Annotated in this window: 14 protein-coding genes; 6 read left to right on the forward strand and 8 right to left on the reverse strand. The window is 68.1% G+C overall.

Translation table 11 applies throughout. The features are described 5' to 3' along the window. Positions 1-15 precede the first annotated feature (15 nt). The 5 genes from AC1DR1_RS16170 (at position 16) to AC1DR1_RS16190 (ending at position 6,979) form a co-directional block, all read left to right on the forward strand. Positions 16-1,116 carry a threonine aldolase family protein gene (locus AC1DR1_RS16170; RefSeq protein WP_476992888.1) on the forward strand — a complete coding sequence of 367 codons (1,101 nt, stop codon included), beginning with the start codon at positions 16-18 and terminating at the stop codon, positions 1,114-1,116. Positions 1,117-1,188: 72 nt separating this feature from the next. Continuing rightward, positions 1,189-1,836 (forward strand): DUF3000 domain-containing protein, encoded by a 648-nt coding sequence (locus AC1DR1_RS16175; RefSeq protein ID WP_476967659.1) that lies wholly within the window; start codon positions 1,189-1,191, stop codon positions 1,834-1,836. A gap of 61 nt (positions 1,837-1,897) precedes the next feature. Next, positions 1,898-3,256 (forward strand): HRDC domain-containing protein, encoded by a 1,359-nt coding sequence (locus AC1DR1_RS16180; RefSeq protein WP_229993279.1) that lies wholly within the window; start codon positions 1,898-1,900, stop codon positions 3,254-3,256. Between the two features lie 151 nt (positions 3,257-3,407). Next, entirely contained in the window at positions 3,408-4,805 is a 1,398-nt protein-coding gene (locus AC1DR1_RS16185) for a thiolase family protein (RefSeq protein WP_476967660.1), read from the forward strand. Then, complete coding sequence (locus AC1DR1_RS16190) at positions 4,802-6,979, forward strand: 3-hydroxyacyl-CoA dehydrogenase NAD-binding domain-containing protein (RefSeq protein ID WP_364744496.1); 2,178 nt, start codon at positions 4,802-4,804, stop codon at positions 6,977-6,979. Before AC1DR1_RS16185 ends, AC1DR1_RS16190 begins: the two co-directional genes overlap by 4 nt. A 259-nt stretch (positions 6,980-7,238) precedes the next feature. Here the strand turns inward: AC1DR1_RS16190 and AC1DR1_RS16195 are convergent, their stop codons facing one another. The 5 genes from AC1DR1_RS16195 to AC1DR1_RS16215 form a co-directional block, all read right to left on the reverse strand. Further along, positions 7,239-8,810, reverse strand: coding sequence for an ABC transporter ATP-binding protein (locus tag AC1DR1_RS16195; protein ID WP_364744493.1), 1,572 nt, complete (start codon positions 8,808-8,810; stop codon positions 7,239-7,241). Next, positions 8,807-9,565 (reverse strand): energy-coupling factor transporter transmembrane component T, encoded by a 759-nt coding sequence (locus AC1DR1_RS16200; protein WP_364744490.1) that lies wholly within the window; start codon positions 9,563-9,565, stop codon positions 8,807-8,809. The genes AC1DR1_RS16195 and AC1DR1_RS16200 overlap by 4 nt, the downstream gene beginning before the upstream one ends. 64 nt (positions 9,566-9,629) lie before the next feature. Beyond that, complete coding sequence (locus AC1DR1_RS16205; RefSeq protein ID WP_229993275.1) at positions 9,630-10,451, reverse strand: ECF transporter S component; 822 nt, start codon at positions 10,449-10,451, stop codon at positions 9,630-9,632. A gap of 144 nt (positions 10,452-10,595) precedes the next feature. Continuing rightward, entirely contained in the window at positions 10,596-11,624 is a 1,029-nt protein-coding gene (locus AC1DR1_RS16210) for a nucleoside hydrolase (RefSeq protein WP_476992889.1), read from the reverse strand. A gap of 71 nt (positions 11,625-11,695) precedes the next feature. Further along, entirely contained in the window at positions 11,696-12,673 is a 978-nt protein-coding gene (locus AC1DR1_RS16215) for an aldo/keto reductase (protein ID WP_229993273.1), read from the reverse strand. On the opposite strand from AC1DR1_RS16215, the gene AC1DR1_RS16220 reads away from it, so the two are divergent. Beyond that, entirely contained in the window at positions 12,672-12,983 is a 312-nt protein-coding gene (locus AC1DR1_RS16220) for a hypothetical protein (RefSeq protein ID WP_229993272.1), read from the forward strand. The two genes, AC1DR1_RS16215 and AC1DR1_RS16220, sit on opposite strands and share 2 nt — an antisense overlap. A 28-nt stretch (positions 12,984-13,011) precedes the next feature. On the opposite strand, the gene AC1DR1_RS16225 is transcribed toward AC1DR1_RS16220, so the two are convergent. The 3 genes from AC1DR1_RS16225 to AC1DR1_RS16235 form a co-directional block, all read right to left on the reverse strand. After that, the gene (locus tag AC1DR1_RS16225; RefSeq protein WP_229993271.1) at positions 13,012-13,569 is read right to left on the reverse strand and encodes a hypothetical protein; all 558 of its coding nucleotides are present in this window, start codon (positions 13,567-13,569) and stop codon (positions 13,012-13,014) included. 74 nt (positions 13,570-13,643) lie between these two features. Further along, positions 13,644-15,617, reverse strand: coding sequence for a 1-deoxy-D-xylulose-5-phosphate synthase (gene dxs, locus AC1DR1_RS16230; RefSeq protein WP_229993270.1), 1,974 nt, complete (start codon positions 15,615-15,617; stop codon positions 13,644-13,646). A 211-nt stretch (positions 15,618-15,828) separates the two neighbouring features. Continuing rightward, entirely contained in the window at positions 15,829-18,642 is a 2,814-nt protein-coding gene (locus AC1DR1_RS16235; RefSeq protein ID WP_229993269.1) for an aconitate hydratase, read from the reverse strand. Positions 18,643-18,841: the final 199 nt, after the last annotated feature.

Genomic DNA, 18,841 nt, shown 5'->3' on the forward strand with positions numbered 1-18,841 from the left:
TCTTAGACTGAAAGCGTGAGCAAAACGAYGACCAGCACAGTTGAAACTGTCCCTGCCAGCACTTCGGTGCGGCTCCACGATCCTTCCGTCCGCGGCTTCGCCTCGGACAACTATTCCGGCGTGCACCCGGAGGTCCTCGCGGCCTTGGCCGCCGCGAACGAAGGCCACCAGGTCTCCTACGGCGAAGACGACTACACCGCGCGCCTGCAGCAGCTGATGGAAGGGCACTTCGGCGAAGGCATCGAGTGCTTCCCGGTGTTCAACGGCACCGGCGCTAACGTCCTGTCCCTGCAGTCCCTGCTGCCGCGCTGGGGCGCCGTCATTTGCGCCTCCACCGCCCACATCAACATGGACGAAAACGGTGCACCGGAGCGGATCGGCGGCATCAAACTGCTGCAGGTCCCCACCCATGACGGCAAACTCACGCCCGCGCTGATCGACCAGGAGGCCTGGGGCTGGGGCGACGAGCACCGCGCCCAGCCGCTGGCCGTCTCCATCACCCAGACTACCGAGCTGGGTACCTGCTACACCCCGGACGAGGTCCGGGCCATCGCGGAGCATGTCCACGCCAAGGGCATGAAACTGCACATGGACGGCGCCCGGCTGGCCAACGCCGCCGCGCACCTGGGCGTCCCGCTGCGGGCCTTCACCCGCGACGCCGGCGTGGACATCCTCTCCTTCGGCGGCACGAAGAACGGCCTGCTGTTCGGCGAGGTTGTGGTCGCGCTGAACCCCGAAGCCGCCCACGGCCTGGTCTACCTGCGCAAGATGAACATGCAGCTGGCGTCCAAGATGCGGTTCATGTCCGCCCAGTTCATTGCCCTCCTCGAGGGGGACCTGTGGCTGCGGTCGGCCTCGCACGCCAATGCCATGGCCGCCCGGCTGCGCGCCGGCGTCGAGGCGATCCCGGGCGTCGAACTGAGCCAGAAGACCGAGTCCAACGGCGTCTTCGCCGTCCTGCCTGCCGGTGTCGCGGACCGGCTGCGCAAGTCCTTCCGCTTCTATGACTGGAACGAGGCTGCCCGCGAGGTCCGCTGGATGTGTTCCTTCGACACCACCGAGGAAGACGTTGATTCCTTCATTGCGGCCATCAAGCGCGAGCTCGCCGCGGCCTGAGCCCTGCACGGCTTCCCCTGCCCGGCGGCGAGTCTGCCGGGCGGGGGCCTGGCCGTTGCATAACCTTCCAAGGTGAGCTCCCTTGATCAGGTTCCGGCAGATTTCCTCTTCGCCTTGGGGACCCTTCGACAGGCACGCTGCCGCAGCGAGCTGCACCTGGACGAAATTCCGGCCCCGTCGCGGCTGGCGCCGTTCGCGGTGGCCCTGGGTGCCGAGGTGATCGGACCGGGCGAGTCCCCCGCCGGCGGGCCGGTCCACGGCCCGGCTGCCGCGGCCCTGGAACGGGCGTCCGGCAGTGACGACGTCGAACTGGCCACTGGCCGCTTTATTCTGCTCCACGATCCCGACGGCTCCGCCGTGTGGGACGGGGAGTTCCGGATCGTCACCTACATCCGTGCCCAGCTGGAACCGGAGATGGGCAACGACGAACTCCTGGGGTCCGTGGCGTGGACGTGGCTGGTGGAGGCACTGGACAACCATCAGGCCCCGTACCGCTCCGCCGGCGGCACCGCCACGAGGGTGCTCTCGGAGAGCTTTGGAACATTGTCGGACCGGCCGAATTCAATCGACATTGAGCTCCGGGCCTCCTGGACCCCGGCCACTCCGGACATCACCTCGCACCTGGAGGCGTGGTCGGACATGGTCTGCACCTTCGCCGGACTGCCGCCGCTGCCCGAGGGCGTGACGCCCCTTCCCCGGCGCCCCCGCGGATACGCATGAGGCGCTTGTTCGGCCACGGTCACGGCCTTAGACGCCATGTTGTCGGTAAACTGTAGAGACCATGACCCCTCAGAATCCGGAAATCAGCACGGCCGCCGCCATTCGCAATACGGCCGAGGCTGCTGACACCACAGCCCACATCACCGTGGAAGGCTTCGACAGCCTGGTCCCTGAAGTGATCGACCTCGACGTTCCCCGCGATGGCGTGCCGCTGGTCATTGAAACCCAGTCCGGACTCGAACGCTGCGCCGCGGCCCTCGCCGCCGGCCACGGCCCTGCGGGCGTGGACGCGGAGCGGGCCTCAGGCTTCCGCTACGGCCAGCGCGCCTTCCTGGTCCAGATCCGGCGCGAAGGCTCCGGGACCTGGCTGATCGATCCAGAGCCCTTCGGGGACCTGAGCATCGTCAATGACGCATTGCGCGGCGTCGAATGGATCCTCCACGCCGCCAGCCAGGATCTGCCCTGCTTGTCCGAACTCGGGATGTGGCCGGACAAGCTCTTCGACACCGAGCTCGCCGCGCGCCTGGCCGGACTGCCCCGGGTGGGCCTCGCCGCCGTCATTGAACAGCTCCTGGGCTTCGGCCTGGCGAAGGAACATTCCGCCGCCGACTGGTCCACCCGCCCGCTGCCGGAACCGTGGCTGCGCTATGCGGCCCTCGACGTCGAAGTCCTGACCGAGCTTCGCGAGGAACTGATCGAACTCCTCGTCGCGGACGAAAAGCTGGAATACGCCGAGCAGGAATTCGCCGCCATCCTCGAGGCCGGACAGGCCCCGCCACGCGTTGATCCGTGGCGCAAGACGTCCGGACTGCACCAGATCCGGGACCGCCGCCAGCTGGCCGCAGTCCGGGAGCTGTGGCTGGAACGCGATTCCCTGGCCCAGAAGCGCGACGTCGCCCCCGGCCGACTGATCCCCGACTCCGCCCTCGTCGCTGCCGCGAAGGCGATGCCCTCCACGGTTCCCCAACTTCTGGGCACCAAGGGGTTCCACGGCCGCGCCGCCCAGCGCGAGGCGCCCCGCTGGCTGCGCTGCATCGGCATTGCCAGGGCCCTGGAAGACCTGCCGCCGCTGCACCTGCCCACCAACGCTCCCCCACCCCCGCGCGTCTGGGCAGACCGGGACCCGGAGGCGGCCGCCAGGCTTGCCACCGCACGTCCGAAACTCCAGGCCAGGGCCGAGGAGCTGAACCTGCCGGTGGAAAACCTGCTGACTCCGGACTATCTTCGGCGGGTCGCGTGGCGTCCGCCGGCAGAGCTCAGCGAGGAAGGCGTCGCCGAGGAACTGGCGAACCTCGGGGCGCGCCAGTGGCAGATCGAAATTACTGCCCCGCTCATTGCCGAGGCCTTCCTGCACCCCGAGCCGTTGCCCGTGAAGGAGCCCAAGGCCCCCGCAGAGGCGCCATCGGCTTCCACGCTCTAGCAGATCCTCCCGGGGCGGTACCCCCCTCCTCCTTGCCAGCCATGTTACTGGCGAGTAACATAATTCATGATGTCGTTCGGATCCCTCCCGCCCGTGGCAAGCCCGGCCACCGGCGGGGTTCCGGCAACCATGTCTCAATGAGGAGTAACACGTGAGCCAAGCCCACAGCAGTGGAACCCCCGGCAGCGGAACAAACAAAAGCGGACAAAACAGCAGCGGAACAAACAGCGGCGCGAGTCCGCGCGGCGCTAGTCCCCGCGGCGCGAGTCCCCGCACGGTCCGCGACGTCGTCTTTGTCGACGGCGTCCGCACCCCCTTCGGCCGCGCGGGCGAAAAAGGCATCTACGCCGGCACCCGCGCCGATGACCTGGTGGTCAAGTGCATCCGCGAACTGATGCGCCGCAACCCCTCTCTACCTGCGGACCGGATCGACGAAGTCGCGATCGCCGCCACCACCCAGACCGGCGACCAGGGCCTGACCATCGGCCGCACCGCCGCGCTGCTGGCCGGACTCCCCCGGACCGTGCCCGGCTTCGCGATCGACCGCATGTGCGCCGGCGCCATGACGGCCGTAACCACGACGGCCAGCGGCATCGGCTTCGGCGCGTACGACGTCGTCATCGCCGGAGGCGTCGAACACATGGGCAACCACCCGATGGGCGTCGGCGCGGACCCCAACCCGCGCTTCATGTCCGAACGGATCGTGGACCCCGCCGCCCTCAACATGGGCAACACGGCCGAGAACCTGCACGACCGCTTCCCGGCCATCACCAAGGACCGCACGGACGCCTACGCCGTCGCCTCGCAGGACAAGCTCGCCGCCGCCTACGCCAGCGGCCAGATCCAGCCCGACCTCGTGCCCGTCGCCACGATGAAGCCGGGCAGGGGCTGGACCGTCAACACCGTGGACGAACCCCCGCGCCCCGGAACCTCACTGCAGGACCTGGCGGCCCTCAAGACCCCGTTCCGCGCCCACGGCCGGGTCACGGCGGGCAACGCCGCGGGCCTGAACGATGGCGCAACGGCGGCCCTGCTGGCCTCCGCCGATGCCGCCGAGGAACTCGGGCTGCCGGTCAGGATGCGCCTGGTCGCCTACGCTTTCGCCGGCGTGGAACCCGAGGTCATGGGCATCGGCCCGGTCCCGGCGACCGAAAAGGCCCTCAAGAACGCCGGACTCGGCATCGGGGACATCGGCCTCTTCGAAATCAACGAGGCCTTCGCCGTCCAGGTCCTCAGCTTCCTGGACCACTTCGGGATCGCCGACAACGACCCCCGCGTCAACCGCTACGGCGGCGCGATCGCCGTCGGGCACCCGCTGGCGTCCTCGGGGGTCAGGCTGATGAACCAACTGGCCCGGCAGTTCGAGGAGGACCCCTCGGTCCGCTTTGGCATGACCACGATGTGCATCGGCCTGGGCATGGGCGCCACCATCATCTGGGAGAACCCGCATCACGCGGACTACGGCACCGACGCCCACAGCACCGAAACACACAGCACCGAAGCAGATCAGGCAGAGACTACGACCACCGAGACTGGAGCCACAGCATGAGCGCCGCTGATTTCCGCAAGCTTGCCGACCTCTTCCCGAACGAGACGGTCACCCACTCCTATGTCCAGGACATCGAACTGCCTCCCGTCGACGGCACAAGCCCCGGCACCTTCGCACTGGTCACCCTCGACAACGGCCTGGACCACTCCAAGCCCACCACCCTCGGACCCAACACCCTGATCGAGCTCGGCACGGTGCTCGAGGGGCTGAAGGAACGCGCCGCCCGCGGCGAGATTGCCGGCGTCGGCGTCACCGGCAAGCCGTACTTCCTCGTGGCCGGCGCAGACCTGTCAACGGTCAAGTCGGTCAGCGGACGCGAGCAAGGCAAGTGGATGGCCCAGCTCGGCCACGACGTCTACTCCACCCTGGCCACCCTGGGCGTGCCGAGCTTCGCGTTCATCAACGGCATTGCCCTGGGCGGCGGCCTGGAGATCGCACTCCAGTCCACCTACCGCACAGTCTCCACCGGCGCCGGAGCGCTGGCCCTTCCCGAGGCGTTCATCGGACTCATCCCGGGCTGGGGCGGGGTCTACATCCTGCCGAGGCTGATCGGGCCGGAGAACGCCCTCAAGGTCATGATCGAAAACCCGCTGACCAACAACCGCACCCTCACCGGGCCGCAGGCCTACCAGCTCGGCATGGCGGACGCGATGTTTGAACCGGCTGACTTCGTGGAACAGTCCCTCGCGTGGGCCGCGAAAGTCATTGCCGGYGCCGTGGCGCCGGAGCGGGCGAACGCCGTGGACCCGTCCGCCCCAGAGGTCGCCGCACGCTGGTCGGCCGCCGTCGCCAAGGGCCGGGCCTTCGTGGAGGCCAAGACCTCCAACGCCTCACCGGCGCCGGCCAAGGTCCTGGACGTAATGGAAGCCAACCGCACCCTGACCCAGGCGCAATCCGCCGGGCTCGAATGCGAGACACTGGCGGACCTCATGCAGACTGACGAGTTCCGCTCCACCGTCTACGCCTTCCTGGACCTCGTGCAGCGCCGCTCCAAGCGTCCCGCCGGCGCCCCGGACCGCAAGCTCGCACGCCCGGTCACGAAGATCGGCGTCGTGGGCGCCGGACTGATGGCGAGCCAGCTGGCACTGCTCTTCGCCCGCCAGCTCAAGGTTCCGGTTGTACTGACGGACATTGACCAGGCCCGCGTGGACAAGGGCGTGGGCTACGTCCACGCCGAGGTGGACAAGCTCCTTGCGAAGGGCCGGATCAGCCCCGACGCCGCCAACCGCACCCGCGCGCTCGTCACGGGATCCGTTTCCAAGGAGGCCTTTGCCGACGCCGACTTCGTCATTGAGGCCGTCTTCGAGGAACTCAACATCAAGAAGCAGGTCTTCAAGGAAGTCGAGGCGATCGTCTCGGCCGAGTGCATCCTCGCCACGAACACGTCCTCGCTGTCCGTCACCGCGATGGCGGAAGATCTGGAGCACCCGGAGCGCCTGGTGGGCTTCCACTTCTTCAACCCGGTGGCCGTGATGCCGCTGCTGGAGATCGTGCGCGCACCGAAGACCGACGACGCCGTGCTGGCCACCGCGTTCGAGCTCGCCAAGGGCCTCAAGAAGTCCGCCGTGCGGGTCTTGGACGCCCCGGCGTTCGTGGTCAACCGCGTCCTGCTGCGCCTCATGGGCGAAGTCACCGCGGCCTTCGACGAAGGCACGCCGGCCGAAGTGGCGGATAACGCGCTGCGGCCGATGGGCTTGCCCATGACTCCCTTTGTGCTCGGTGCCATGGTGGGCCTGCCCGTGGCCCAGCACGTCCAGGAATCGCTGCACGCGGCGTTCGGGGACCGCTTCAGGGTTTCGAGGAACCTGCAGGCGCTGATCGACAACGGTGTGACGTCCATTTGGGCCGTGCAGAATGGGGCGCCGGTGCCGGGCCCGGACGGCAAGCCATTCATCCCGGCCGAGACCCTGGCGCTGATGTCCTTTGGCAGCGCACCGTCCACCGGCGAGGAAGTGCTGCGCCGGACGCAGGACGCGCTGGCTGAGGAAATCGGACTCATGCTCGAGGAGGGCGTCGTGGCCGGCCCCGAGGACATCGACCTCTGCATGATCCTTGGCGCGGGCTGGCCGATGTTCCTGGGCGGCATTACGCCGTACCTGGACCGGGTGGGCGCCTCGGAGCGGGTCAACGGGAAGAAATTCCTGGCGCCGGGCGTGGCGTCCGAACCGGCCTAACTCCGGCGTTCGGCGGTCAGGCGCCAGCCTGAACCGGCCCTGCCTTATGGCGCCGCTGCCTGGACTTTGGTCCGGGCGGCGGCGCCGCTTTCGTTGGTGCCGCGCGTGTTCAGGCTGAGTGTGCCTGTGCCGCGTGATTGTCAGGTACGGCGATCATTTTCCGGGTGCCAGCGAGGCATCGATGCGCTGGCGGATCTGGTGGAGAGCGTGTGCAGCGATCGCTCCCTCGAACGCGAGTAGCGGAGAAACCCCGCCGGAGTCAGATCTCGCTCAGCCGGCCGTCCGTGAGTTCCAGGACGCGGTGCGCGTTCATCCGCGCGTAGGCCAGGTCATGGGTGACCATGACGACCGCGGCGCCCCGCGCGGCGGCGCGGACAACGGCGGCCTGCAGCGCCTCGAGCCCGTGCCGGTCCAGCCCGACGGTGGGCTCGTCCAGGGCCAACACTGCCGGTTCACGGGCCAGGACCGTGGCCAGGGCGAGCAGACGTTGCTGGGAGGCCGACAGTTCAGCCGGGTGGACCTCCCCGGTACCGGACAGCCCCACCGCCGCCAGCGCCGCCCGGGCCTTGCCCTCGGCTTCGGCTTTCCCGAACAGCTGCCGGAGTCCGAACGCGGCTTCGCGCAGGACGGTCCGTTCGAACAGCTGGTCCCGGGGGTGTTGGAACAACAGGCCCATGGAGGCCGCGACGGTTCCCACCGGCACGCCGGCAATACTGCGCCCGCAGACCCGCACGTCCCCGGCCGAGGGCCGGAGCAGTCCGTTGAAGTGACGCAGCAGTGTCGACTTGCCGGCGCCGTTGGGCCCGGTCACGGCGATGATCTCGCCCCGCTGCACGGCGAAGTCCACGTCCCGGAGGACCCGAGCCTGCGTAGCGGTGCCTGGCCGCCGCGGGTCCTGGCCGTAGCCGAACCCAACCCCGTGCAATTCCAGCGCTGCCGGCCCGGGGCCGGGCGCAGCGACAGGCACCGGACCGGGGCCGCGGGCTCCGGCGGTAACACCGGGCCCCAGAACGCCGGGACCAGATACGGGAGGGCCAGGAATGCCATGGCCGCGCACGCCAATCACACCGGCCCGCTCCAGCTCGGCCGAGCCGGACAGCTGCGCCGGCGTTCCCGCAGCGGTGACCGTCCCGCCGTCGAGAACTGTCCAGTGCGTTGCTTCGCCGGCGAGGCGGTCCGCCGCCTGGCTCAGCAGGACGACGCCGGTCCCGGTGCCGCGGAGGCTGCGGACCAGATCCTCAACCTGTGCGGCTCCGGCCGCATCCAGCGATGCCAGCGGCTCGTCCAGGATGAGGATGTCCGGTTCCGCGATGACGGCGCAGCCCACGGCGAGCCTGCGCAGCTCTCCTCCGGAGAGCGTGGCCGGGTCCCGGTCCAGCAGGTTCGAGAGTCCCGTGCGCGCAGCCGTCCGCCCCACCGCGCGGAGCATGTCGTCCCGCGGCGTCGCACGGTTTTCCAAGCCGAAGGCCAGCTCTTCGGCGACGGTGGCGCGAACCGAGGAGAGCATCGCGGCGGGGTCCTGCGGGACGAAGGCCACGCGGCGCGACCATTCGGCGGGGTTGATCCGGGGATCGTCAGGGGCGCCGCGGAATTCCAGCAGGGTGCCGTCAAGCTCCAGGCTGCCGCGGAATGCTCCCGCGTGACCGGCCCGGAGCCAGCCGGCCATGAGTTTGCCCAGCGTGGATTTTCCGCTCCCGGAGCCGCCCAGGACAGCGGTCAGGGAGCCGGGCGTGACCGAGACCGACGCACTGCTCAGCACCGGGGTGCCCTCGCCGTGGAACGTGAACGCCTCGATCCGGATCTGGAGCGCCGTCCGGGTGGTGGCCGTCACGTCGGCACCCCGGCAGGCCAGGAGGCCACTATCCGTCCGGCGACGGCGGCTGCCGCGAAGAGCAGCGCGGCAGTCCGGAAGCGACGCTGGCCGGGCGGGTCGGCGACTTCGCGGTAACTGGTGCGGGGTCCCGGGCTGCCGAAGCCGCGGGCGTCGAGCGCCTGGGCGCGGCTGCCGGCGTCGTCGATCAGGGCCAGGACCAGCGGCACTATCTGCAGGCGGAGCGCGCCGAGGCGGGACAGCAGGCCGCGCCGGACCTCCATCCCGCGCGTTTCCTGGGCCTGCCGGATCCGGTCCAGGCGGACGGCAACGGCGGGCAGGAGGGTGAGGGTGGATGCCAGGACAAAGCCGAACTGCGGCGGGATCCTGCGCCCGGCGAGGGCTGAGACAAGGTCGGGAACGCTCACGGCGAAGGAAAAGAGCAGGAAAACCAGGACGCAGGCGGTGGTCCGCGTTCCGAGTTCCAGCGCGAAGCCCAGGCCCTCGGCCGTGACCCTGGCAGGGCCCCAGTGGGCCAGCACGATCTGGCCTTCGGGGAAGAACAGGCCGTGCAGCACCAGCAAGGACAGGCACAGGGGCGTCAGGATCACCGCCGCGGCAGGCAGGACCCGGCCCGCAACTCCAGTGCGCACCGCGAGAAACACCGCGGCGAGGGCCACGGCGACAGACAGCGGCCAGTAAGCAGCCGCCGTCGTGACGACGGCGGCACTGGCGGCGGCGGTCAGCGCGGTGAAGGGGTGGAGACGCGGTTTCATAGGCACGGTCTCATAGGCACGGTGTCAGGGTCTCACTGTCACGAGGTCACAGTGGTCACAGGGCTCAGGCCTCCGGCGCTGCCGGAGCCTTGCCGGCGAGCACCCGGTAGCGGCGCACGAAGGGGAACTGGAAGGTGGTGCGGCGGGGCAGGGCGTAGGCGAGCAGCGCCGCGATCGTGAAGACGATCGCCTTGTCCATGGGATCGGAAATCAGCGCCTGCTTGGTGATGGCGGCCAGGAGGGTGTCCCCCATGGCCCGGAAGGCGCTGACGATCGCCCCGGTGCCCAGGCCCGAGGTACCGCCAAAGACGAAGGCTGCGATCGGGGCGGAGACGACGCCGGCCAGGATGCCGGTGACGAACCCGGCGATGGGGGCGAAGTAGAAGCGGCGGAACAGGCCGCCGCGGGCGGCCATGCCGGCCAGGAAACCGATGAGCGCAGCACCGGCGGCGAAGGGCAGCACGGTGGGGTTGAAGAAGGACCAGACGATGCTGCTCAGCGCGCCCGTGGCGGCACCGGCCGCGGGGCCGGCGAGAACGGCGATCAGGACGGTGCCGATCGCGTCGAGGTAGAACGGCAGGCCGGTGCTGCCCATCAGCTGTCCGAGGACAACGTTCAGGACCAGCGCCACCGGGATCAGGACCACGGTGGAAGTGGGGAGAACGGGCAAGACGGCCACAATCAGCAGCACCGCGCCAAGCAGGAAGCCGCCGAGGGCCACGAGTGCGGAGAAACTGGCCGGGCCGTTGGCAATGTCCACAGGCTGGGTCAGCACCAGGAAGATGTACGTGGCGGCGATGGCGGCGGCGCCTGCGATTTCGAGCAGGCGGCGCCTGCGGCCGGCCGCCTGTCCAGGGGCAGTGACGGTGAGGGCTGGCTGTGACATGGGCGGTGTTCCTTTGGCTGGGTGCAACAAGTTCCGCCTCATGTCACCTCGGCGCAGCTACCATCCTAGCGAGCAGCGACGGTTCTAGCGATCTGCAGACCCGCCCGGGAACTCCCCGCGTTGACCCAGCAAAAATGTCCGGCTTCAGGGCGTCGGGGACCGGGGGCCCACCGCGCGGGCAAGGGCGCCGACCGAGGAAATCAGTTCGTCGAAGCAGTGCCCGGGGTTGTTGTCCGAGACAATCCTCGCGTTTGGCGGTAGCCCCCACAGCCCGCGGAAGTCGGCCACCGTGGTACCCATCAGCAGGGGCGAATCCGTTTCGACGTCGACCGTGGCCAGCCGGGTGGCGAACGGTGTGCGTCCCGCGGCAGCGCAGGCCGCGAAGGCGTCGTGCACGTGCGCCACATAGCCCTGGTCGTAGAGCCGGTGAAATTCCATATAGAAACGCAGGGCGTCGGACAGGCAGGCGACGAGGGGGTTGCCTGACTGGCTGCGCTGGCCTTCGGGCTGGTCCGGGAGGACGAGTTCAGGCTCCGGCGCGCCCGCAGCCTCGCCGAGGCGGCGCAGGTGCTCCGGGCGCATCTCGATCCGCTCCGTCATTTCCAGGGCACACAGGATCGGCAGTTTGTCCTCGGGCATCCCCCGGTAGGCAGCAAACACTTCCTTGGCGGCATGCGGGTCCACCGAGGTGTTCCATTCTGCCGTCGGGGTCGTGTTGCCCTGGTAGTAGAAGCTGCCGCCCATGATGACGAGTCCCTTGAGCAGCCGCGGCAGCTCCGGCTCGCGGCGCAGGGCCAGGGCGAAATTGGTCAGCGGACCGGTGATCAGCCCGGTGAGCTCCCCCGGGTGCGCCCGTACCTCCTCCACCCAGACGTCGACGGCGTGCCGCGCCGAGATCTGCTGGTGCGGCGGCGGCAGCTCGGCGTAGCCGATCCCCTGCGGCCCGTGGGTCTCCTCGGTGGTGACCAGCGGGATCTCCAGGGGGACCTCGGCGCCGATGGCCACCTCGATGCCCACGCGGCCGCACAGCTCCAGCAGGGCCAGGTTGTTCAGCGCCACCTGCCGGGCCCCGACATTCCCCGCGGTGCACGTGACTGCCTGGAGGCGGACCTCGGGCCGGGACAACAGGTAGACCAGGGCCAGGGCGTCGTCGATCCCGGTGTCGACGTCCATCAGGATCGAATGCGTGACCTCAGGACCGGCCCCGGGGGCGCCCAGGGCCGGCTCATTCAGGGGCGGACCGTTCAGAACAGTGCCACCTTGGGCGTGCGCGGGAAGAGGACGTCCAGCTCGGCGAGGTCGGCGTGGCTGGGGACCCAGGCCACGGCAGCGGCATTCTGGCGCACCTGCTCCGGCGTGGTGGCTCCGGCGATGACGCTGCTGACGGACGGCTGGGCGGCAAGCCAGGAGAACGCCACCTGGACTTCGTTGAGCCCGCGTTCGGCCGCGAACTTGCCGAAGGCACCCAACTGTTCCCAGTCGGCGTCGTGGACCAGATTGGTGCGGGTGTGGCTGAGCCGGGTTCCCTCAGGGGCCTGCCCGGACGAGTATTTGCCGGTCAGCAGGCCGTTGGCGAGCGGGAAGTACGGCAGGACGCCCAGGCCATAGGCCTCGGCCGCAGGGGTCACCTCGAGCTCGGCGCGTCGGTCCAGCAGGTTGTAGTGGTTCTGGCTGGAGATGAAGCGGGCTCCCCCGCGGGCGCGGGCCACGTACTCGGCCTCAGCGATCTGCCAGCCGGCCCGGTTGGAGTGGCCGATGTAGCGGACTTTGCCGCTGGTGACGAGGTCTTCGAGGGCCGAGAGCGTCTCATCGATGGGCGTGAGCGGGTCCGGGGTGTGGAACTGGTAGAGGTCGATCCAGTCCGTGCCGAGCCGGCGCAGCGAGGCTTCCGCAGCCTTGATGATATAGCGGCGGGATCCGCGCGCACCGAAGTCCTCGCCGTTGGCGCCGCGCATGTCCATGCCGAACTTGGTGCCGATGACGGCGTCATCCCGGCGGGCGCCGAGGGCCCTGCCGAGCATCGTCTCGCTGAGGCCCGGCTCCCGGCCGTAGGTGTCCGCGACGTCAAAGAAAGTGATCCCGGCGTCGAGGGCCGCATGGACGACGGCGTCCGTGCCTTCCTGCGATTCGGTCACGGTTCCGGGGCGGCCCAGGTTGTTGCAGCCAAGTCCCACGACCGAGACGGACAGTCCGGAATTTCCTACGCGGCGGTATTCAGTCATGGATTTAGCCTATATCGCCCGGGCGGGCGTGCCGGCCAAGGCCGCGGCAGCACTACCCTGCGGGCAATTCCAGCCCGTGCTCGTCCATGGCATCCTGGAGCTGCGCGACCGTGCGCGGGCAGACACCAGGCATCCCCGCAAGCCGGCGCTGGCCAAGCTGCACGAGGTTTTCGAGGGTTTCGACCCCCGCGTGTGCAAGCGACTTGCGCGCGGGCGCCGCCAGTCCTGCGGGGAGTGGAGTGCTGCCTGGTCGAGAGGATTTTCGCGTCACTGCGTTGCCTTCCAGTCGGTTGCCCCCAAACTGATGTGAGCCGTGCCCGGCTCCTTACCGGTGTGGCCTAGAGCGTGAAGCTGTTGGCCGGTTTCGGTGAGTGCTTGAGCTTATAAGTGTCCTCGCCAAACGGCGCGGCGCCAATGCTCAGCTTGGTAAAGTCCAGGTCCTCGCCGCGGATGCAGACCTTGATGGCGCTGACCGTCTTGTTGACGTCCGGGGTGAGGCAGAAGATATTGAGCCTGGAGTCGGAAAACTCGCTGCGGTCCACAATCCCCAGGCCACGCCAGGCCAGGTGGCTGATCAGGGCGTCCTTGGCTTTTTCCTCGAGGTAGCGGTCGCGGCTGGTTCCGTCCTTGGTCTTCAGCGCATACTGGGCCACCACCCAGAACTGTTCCTCCTCGGGGATTTCGGCGTACCCGTCCTCGGCGCACTGCACCGCGAAGGCGTCCATGAGGCGCTCGGCGGCTTCGGCATTTTCGACGTCGGTCTCGTCGGTGGTGCTCTGGTGTCCAACGACGCCGTGGTTCATCACGAACTGGCTGTAGTCCTCGTCAAACCAGGCTTCCCTAAACTGCAGGGCGCCCTCTTCGTCGCGCCTGTAAACCCGGATAATTCCACTCATATGCCAGTTCCTTCCTGGGCCGTCCCGCCGCCAAGGATGGCGCCGCACGGGGTAATGCTCAACAGATGTGCTGGCTACAGCGTCGGCAGGCTGCCGGTGCTGGGGTGTTCCTGGCCGGGCAAGGGGCGCGCAAACGGCACCTTTGTGCCCAGGACCTGGGCGACGACGTCGTGCGTGATCTTCTGGGCGGTCAGCCCGACGCGTTCGAGCACCTGGTTGCGGGTGCCGTGATCGAGGAACTCCACCGGGAGGCCGACCTCGTTGAGGGCGGTGTCCACGCCCGCGGCACGCATCTCCTGGCGGATCCGGGAGCCGACGCCGCCGGCCCGCACACCATCCTCGATGCAGATGACCAAGCGGTGGCGTGCGGCGAGATCGATGATGGAACGCCGGACCGGGAGGACCCAGCGCGGATCCACCACCGTGGAACTGATGCCTTGGGCACCGAGCCGGTTGGAGACGTCCAGCGCGAGTTCAGACATGGCGCCCACGCTGACGATCAGGACGTCGTTCTCGCTGGAGCCCGCGGGACGGCGTGCCAGCACGTCCACGCCGTCGTCCAGGCGTTCGACCGCCTCGATTTCGGCACCGACGCTGCCCTTGGAATAGCGGATCACGCTCGGGGCGTCTTCGATGGCCACGGCCTCGCGCAGTTCCTCCCGCAGCCGGGTGGCGTCGCGCGGTGCCGCGAGGTGCAGCCCGGGGACGATCTGGACCATGGCCATGTCCCACATGCCATGGTGGCTCGCGCCGTCTGGTCCGGTGACGCCGGCCCGGTCCAGCACGATCGTGACGCCGGCTTTATGCAGGGCCACATCCATCAGCAACTGGTCGAACGCACGGTTCAGGAAGGTCGCGTAGACCGCGACCACCGGGTGCAGTCCCCCGAACGCCATGCCGGCAGCCGAGGTGAGGGCGTGCTGCTCGGCGATGCCGACGTCGAACACACGCTCCGGGTGCCGGGCGGCGAACTTGTGCAGCCCGACCGGAATCAGCATGGCGCCGGTGATCCCGACGATGTCCTGGCGCTCGTCGGCGATGTCGGCGATCTCGTCGGCGAACACGGCGGTCCAGGATTTGGCGCCGCCGGCCTCGGTGGGTGCGCCGGTCTCCGGATCAATAATGCCCACGGCATGGAACTGGTCAGCTTCATGGGCGCGGGCCGGGGCGTAGCCGTGGCCCTTTTCCGTCATGGCGTGCACGATCACGGGGCCGGCGTAGTTCCTGGCTGTGGAGAGTGCGTTTTCCATGGCCTGGAGGTCATGGCCGTCGACGGGACCGATGTACTTCATGCCAAGGTCCTCGAACATGCCCTGCGGGGCCCACCAGTCCTTGAGGCCCTTCTTCATGGCGTGCAGGCTCTTGTAGGTGAACTGGCCCGCGGGGCCGCCGTTCTGCAGTTTGCGCTTCCACCACTCGAGGGTGCCTTCGTAGGAGGGGGCGGCGCGGAGGGAATCGATGGTGGGGCGCAGGGACGCGAGGTAGTCGGCGAACCCGCCGACTGTCGCGGCGTAGGAACGGCCGTTGTCGTTGACCACAATCACGACGCGGCGTTTCTTGTCCGCCGCAATGTTGTTGATGGCCTCCCAGGCCATACCGCCGGTCAGGGCGCCGTCGCCCACCACCGCGACGACGAAGCGGTCGCCGTCGCCGGTCAGCTGCCGGGCGCGGGAGATGCCGTCGGCCCAGGACAGCGACGAGGACGCGTGCGAGCTTTCGACGATGTCGTGCTCGGATTCGCCGCGGTCGGGGTAGCCGGACAGGCCGCCCTGCTGGCGGAGCGTGCTGAAATCCTGCCGTCCGGTGAGGAGCTTGTGCACGTAGGACTGGTGCCCTGTGTCGAAGACGATGCTGTCGCGGGGGGAATCGAAGATCCGGTGCACCGCGATGGTGAGCTCGACGACGCCGAGGTTGGGGCCCAGGTGCCCTCCCGTCTGGGAGACGTTGCCGATCAGGAAATCCCTGACCTCGGCTGCCAGTTGATCCAGCTGCGCCCCGGACAACTTACTCAGGTCCTGCGGATTCCGGATGGTGTCCAAGATTCCCAACGGCCCCTCCTTCGGGTGGTAGACATACCTTTTAACTCTAACGCCTCCGGGCGAGCCGCCGCGCCGGAGCCTGCACCGGTCCCCCGCACCGTCCCGGAACCTGTCCAAAACCGGTCCAGACCGGTCCAGAACCGGGAACGCAAAGGCCCCGGCCGGTCASTGACCGGCCGGGGCCGTTGCGTGCGTTACCGAAACTGGCCGGCAGCTCCGCCTAGTGCGCGGAGATCTGGCGCAGGACGTACTGCAGGATGCCACCGTTGCGGTAGTAGTCCGCCTCGCCCGGGGTGTCGATGCGCAGCACAGCGTCGAAGGACGTGACGGTGCCGTCCTCGGCCGTGGCTGTGACCTTGAGGGTCTTCGGCGTAGTGCCTTCGTTCAGGGCGGTGACGCCCTCAACTGCGTAGGTTTCCGTGCCGGTCAGGCCCAGGCTGGCAGCATTCTGGCCGGCCGGGTACTGCAGCGGCAGGACACCCATGCCGATCAGGTTGGAGCGGTGGATACGCTCATAGCTCTCGGCCACAACAGCCTTGACGCCCAGAAGGGCGGTGCCCTTGGCGGCCCAGTCGCGGGACGAACCGGAGCCGTACTCCTTGCCTGCCAGGACCACCAGCGCGGTGCCGGCAGCCTGGTAGTTCTGCGCGGCGTCGTAGACGTAGGCCTGCGGGCCGTCGGCCTGGCTGAAGTCGCGGGTGAAGCCGCCCTCCACGCCGTCCAGGAGCTGGTTCTTGATGCGGATGTTCGCGAACGTGCCGCGGATCATGACCTCGTGGTTGCCACGGCGTGAGCCGTAGGAGTTGAAGTCCTTGCGCTCCACACCGTTGGCCAGCAGGTACTGCCCGGCCGGGGTGTCGGACTTGAAGGAACCGGCCGGGGAGATGTGGTCCGTGGTGACGGAGTCGCCGAGCTTAAGCAGCACGCGCGCACCGGTGATGTCCTGGACCGGCTCCGGCTGGGCCTTCATGCCCTCGAAGTACGGGGGCTTGCGGACGTACGTGGACTTCTCGTCCCAGGCGAAGGTGTCGCCGGCGGGGGTGTCGAGCGCCTTCCAGCGGTCGTCGCCCTCAAAGACGCCTTCGTAGCCGCGGGCGAACATTTCCTTGTCGATCGAGGAATCGATGACCTGCTGGACCTCGACCGGGTTCGGCCAGATGTCCTTCAGGAAGACGTCGTTGCCGGCCTCGTCCTGGCCCAGGGCGTCGTTGTCGAAGTCGAAGTCCATGGAGCCGGCCAGGGCGTAGGCGATGACCAGCGGCGGGGAGGCCAGGTAGTTCATCTTCACGTCCGGGTTGATCCGGCCTTCAAAGTTACGGTTACCCGACAGCACGGCCGTGACGGAGAGGTCGTTGGCCTGGATGGCCTCGGAGATCTCGGCGTCGAGCGGACCGGAGTTACCGATGCAGGTGGCGCAGCCGTAGCCCACGATGTAGAAGCCGAGCTTCTCCAGGTACGGGGTCAGGCCCGACTTGTTGTAGTAGTCGGTGACCACCTTGGAACCCGGGGCCACCGAGGTCTTGACCCACGGCTTGGACGTCAGGCCCTTGTCGACAGCGTTGCGGGCCAGCAGTGCGGCGGCCAGCATCACGGACGGGTTGGACGTGTTGGTGCAGGAGGTGATCGAGGCGATCGACACTGCGCCGTGGTCCAGCTCGAATTCGCGTCCGTCCGCGGTCTTGACGCTGACCGTGTTGGACGGGCGGCCGTCGGACTTCGGGCCATGCCCGTGCGGGGCCACGTCACTCAGGTGCGAGGCTGAGGCGGTGAACGCGGGCGAGTCCGAAGCCGGGAAGCTTTCGTCGATCGCTTCGTCCAGGCTTCCGCCGGCCAGGTCTTCCTTTACGTAGTTGCGCAGGTCCTCGCGGAACTGGGCCTTGGACTCGGTGAGGATGATGCGGTCCTGCGGGCGCTTCGGGCCGGAGATCGACGGAACAACCGTGGACAGGTCCAGCTCGAGGTACTCGGAGAACTTGATCTCGCGGGAGGGATCGTGCCAGAGGCCCTGTTCCTTCGCGTAGGACTCCACCAGGGCGACGTTCTCCTCGGACCGGCCGGTGAGGCGCAGGTAGTCAAGGGTGACGTCGTCGATCGGGAACATCGCGGCCGTGGAGCCGAACTCCGGGCTCATGTTGCCGATCGTTGCACGGTTGGCCAGCGGCACAGCCGCGACGCCTTCACCGTAGAACTCGACGAACTTGCCGACCACACCGTGCTTGCGCAGCTGCTCGGTGATGGTCAGGACGACGTCGGTGGCGGTGGCGCCGGCCGGGATGGAGCCGGTGAGCTTGAAGCCCACGACGCGCGGGATGAGCATGGAGACGGGCTGGCCGAGCATGGCAGCCTCGGCCTCGATGCCGCCAACACCCCAGCCCAGCACGCCCAGGCCGTTGACCATGGTGGTGTGCGAGTCGGTGCCGACGCAGGTATCCGGGTAGGCGCGGACAACGCCGTCAACTTCGCGGGTCATGACGGTGCGGGCCAGGTACTCGATGTTGACCTGGTGCACGATGCCGGTGCCCGGCGGGACGACCTTGAAGTCATCGAATGCCGTCTGGCCCCAGCGCAGGAACTGGTAACGCTCACCGTTGCGCTGGTATTCGATCTCCATGTTGCGCTCCAGTGCGCCGGAGTTGCCGAAGGCGTCAATCTGGACCGAGTGGTCAATGACCATTTCGGCCGGTGCCAGCGGGTTGACCCGCTTCGGGTCTCCGCCGAGCTCCTTGACGGCCTCACGCATGGTGGCGAGGTCAACGACGCAGGGCACGCCGGTGAAGTCCTGCATGATCACACGCGCCGGCGTGAACTGGATCTCGGTGTCGGGCTCGGCGCTGGGATCCCAGCCTGCCAGCGCACGGACGTGGTCGGCCGTAATGTTGGCACCGTCCTCGGTCCTCAACAGGTTTTCAAGCAATACCTTGAGGCTGAACGGAAGGTTTTCTGCACCTTCGACGGAGTTCAACCGGAAAATTTCGTATTCGGTTCCGGCTACATTAAGTTTGCCTTTTGAACCGAAGCTGTCCACAATGCTCATCGCAGGACTCCTCTCGCAACAGTTTCATCTTTGTCGCGCCGCAGGACCCTTGCTAGTTAGGTCGGCCTAACTAATACAGGCATCAGTACATCGTGGTACGCAATGCAGGTAAGAAACGCAGGGAACGGCCGATTAACGCCAAGTCATTAACAGCTGTGGTGATTTAACAGCTGTGGTGATGGAGCGCGACGACGGACTA

The organism is Arthrobacter sp. P4_F10, assembly GCF_056401435.1.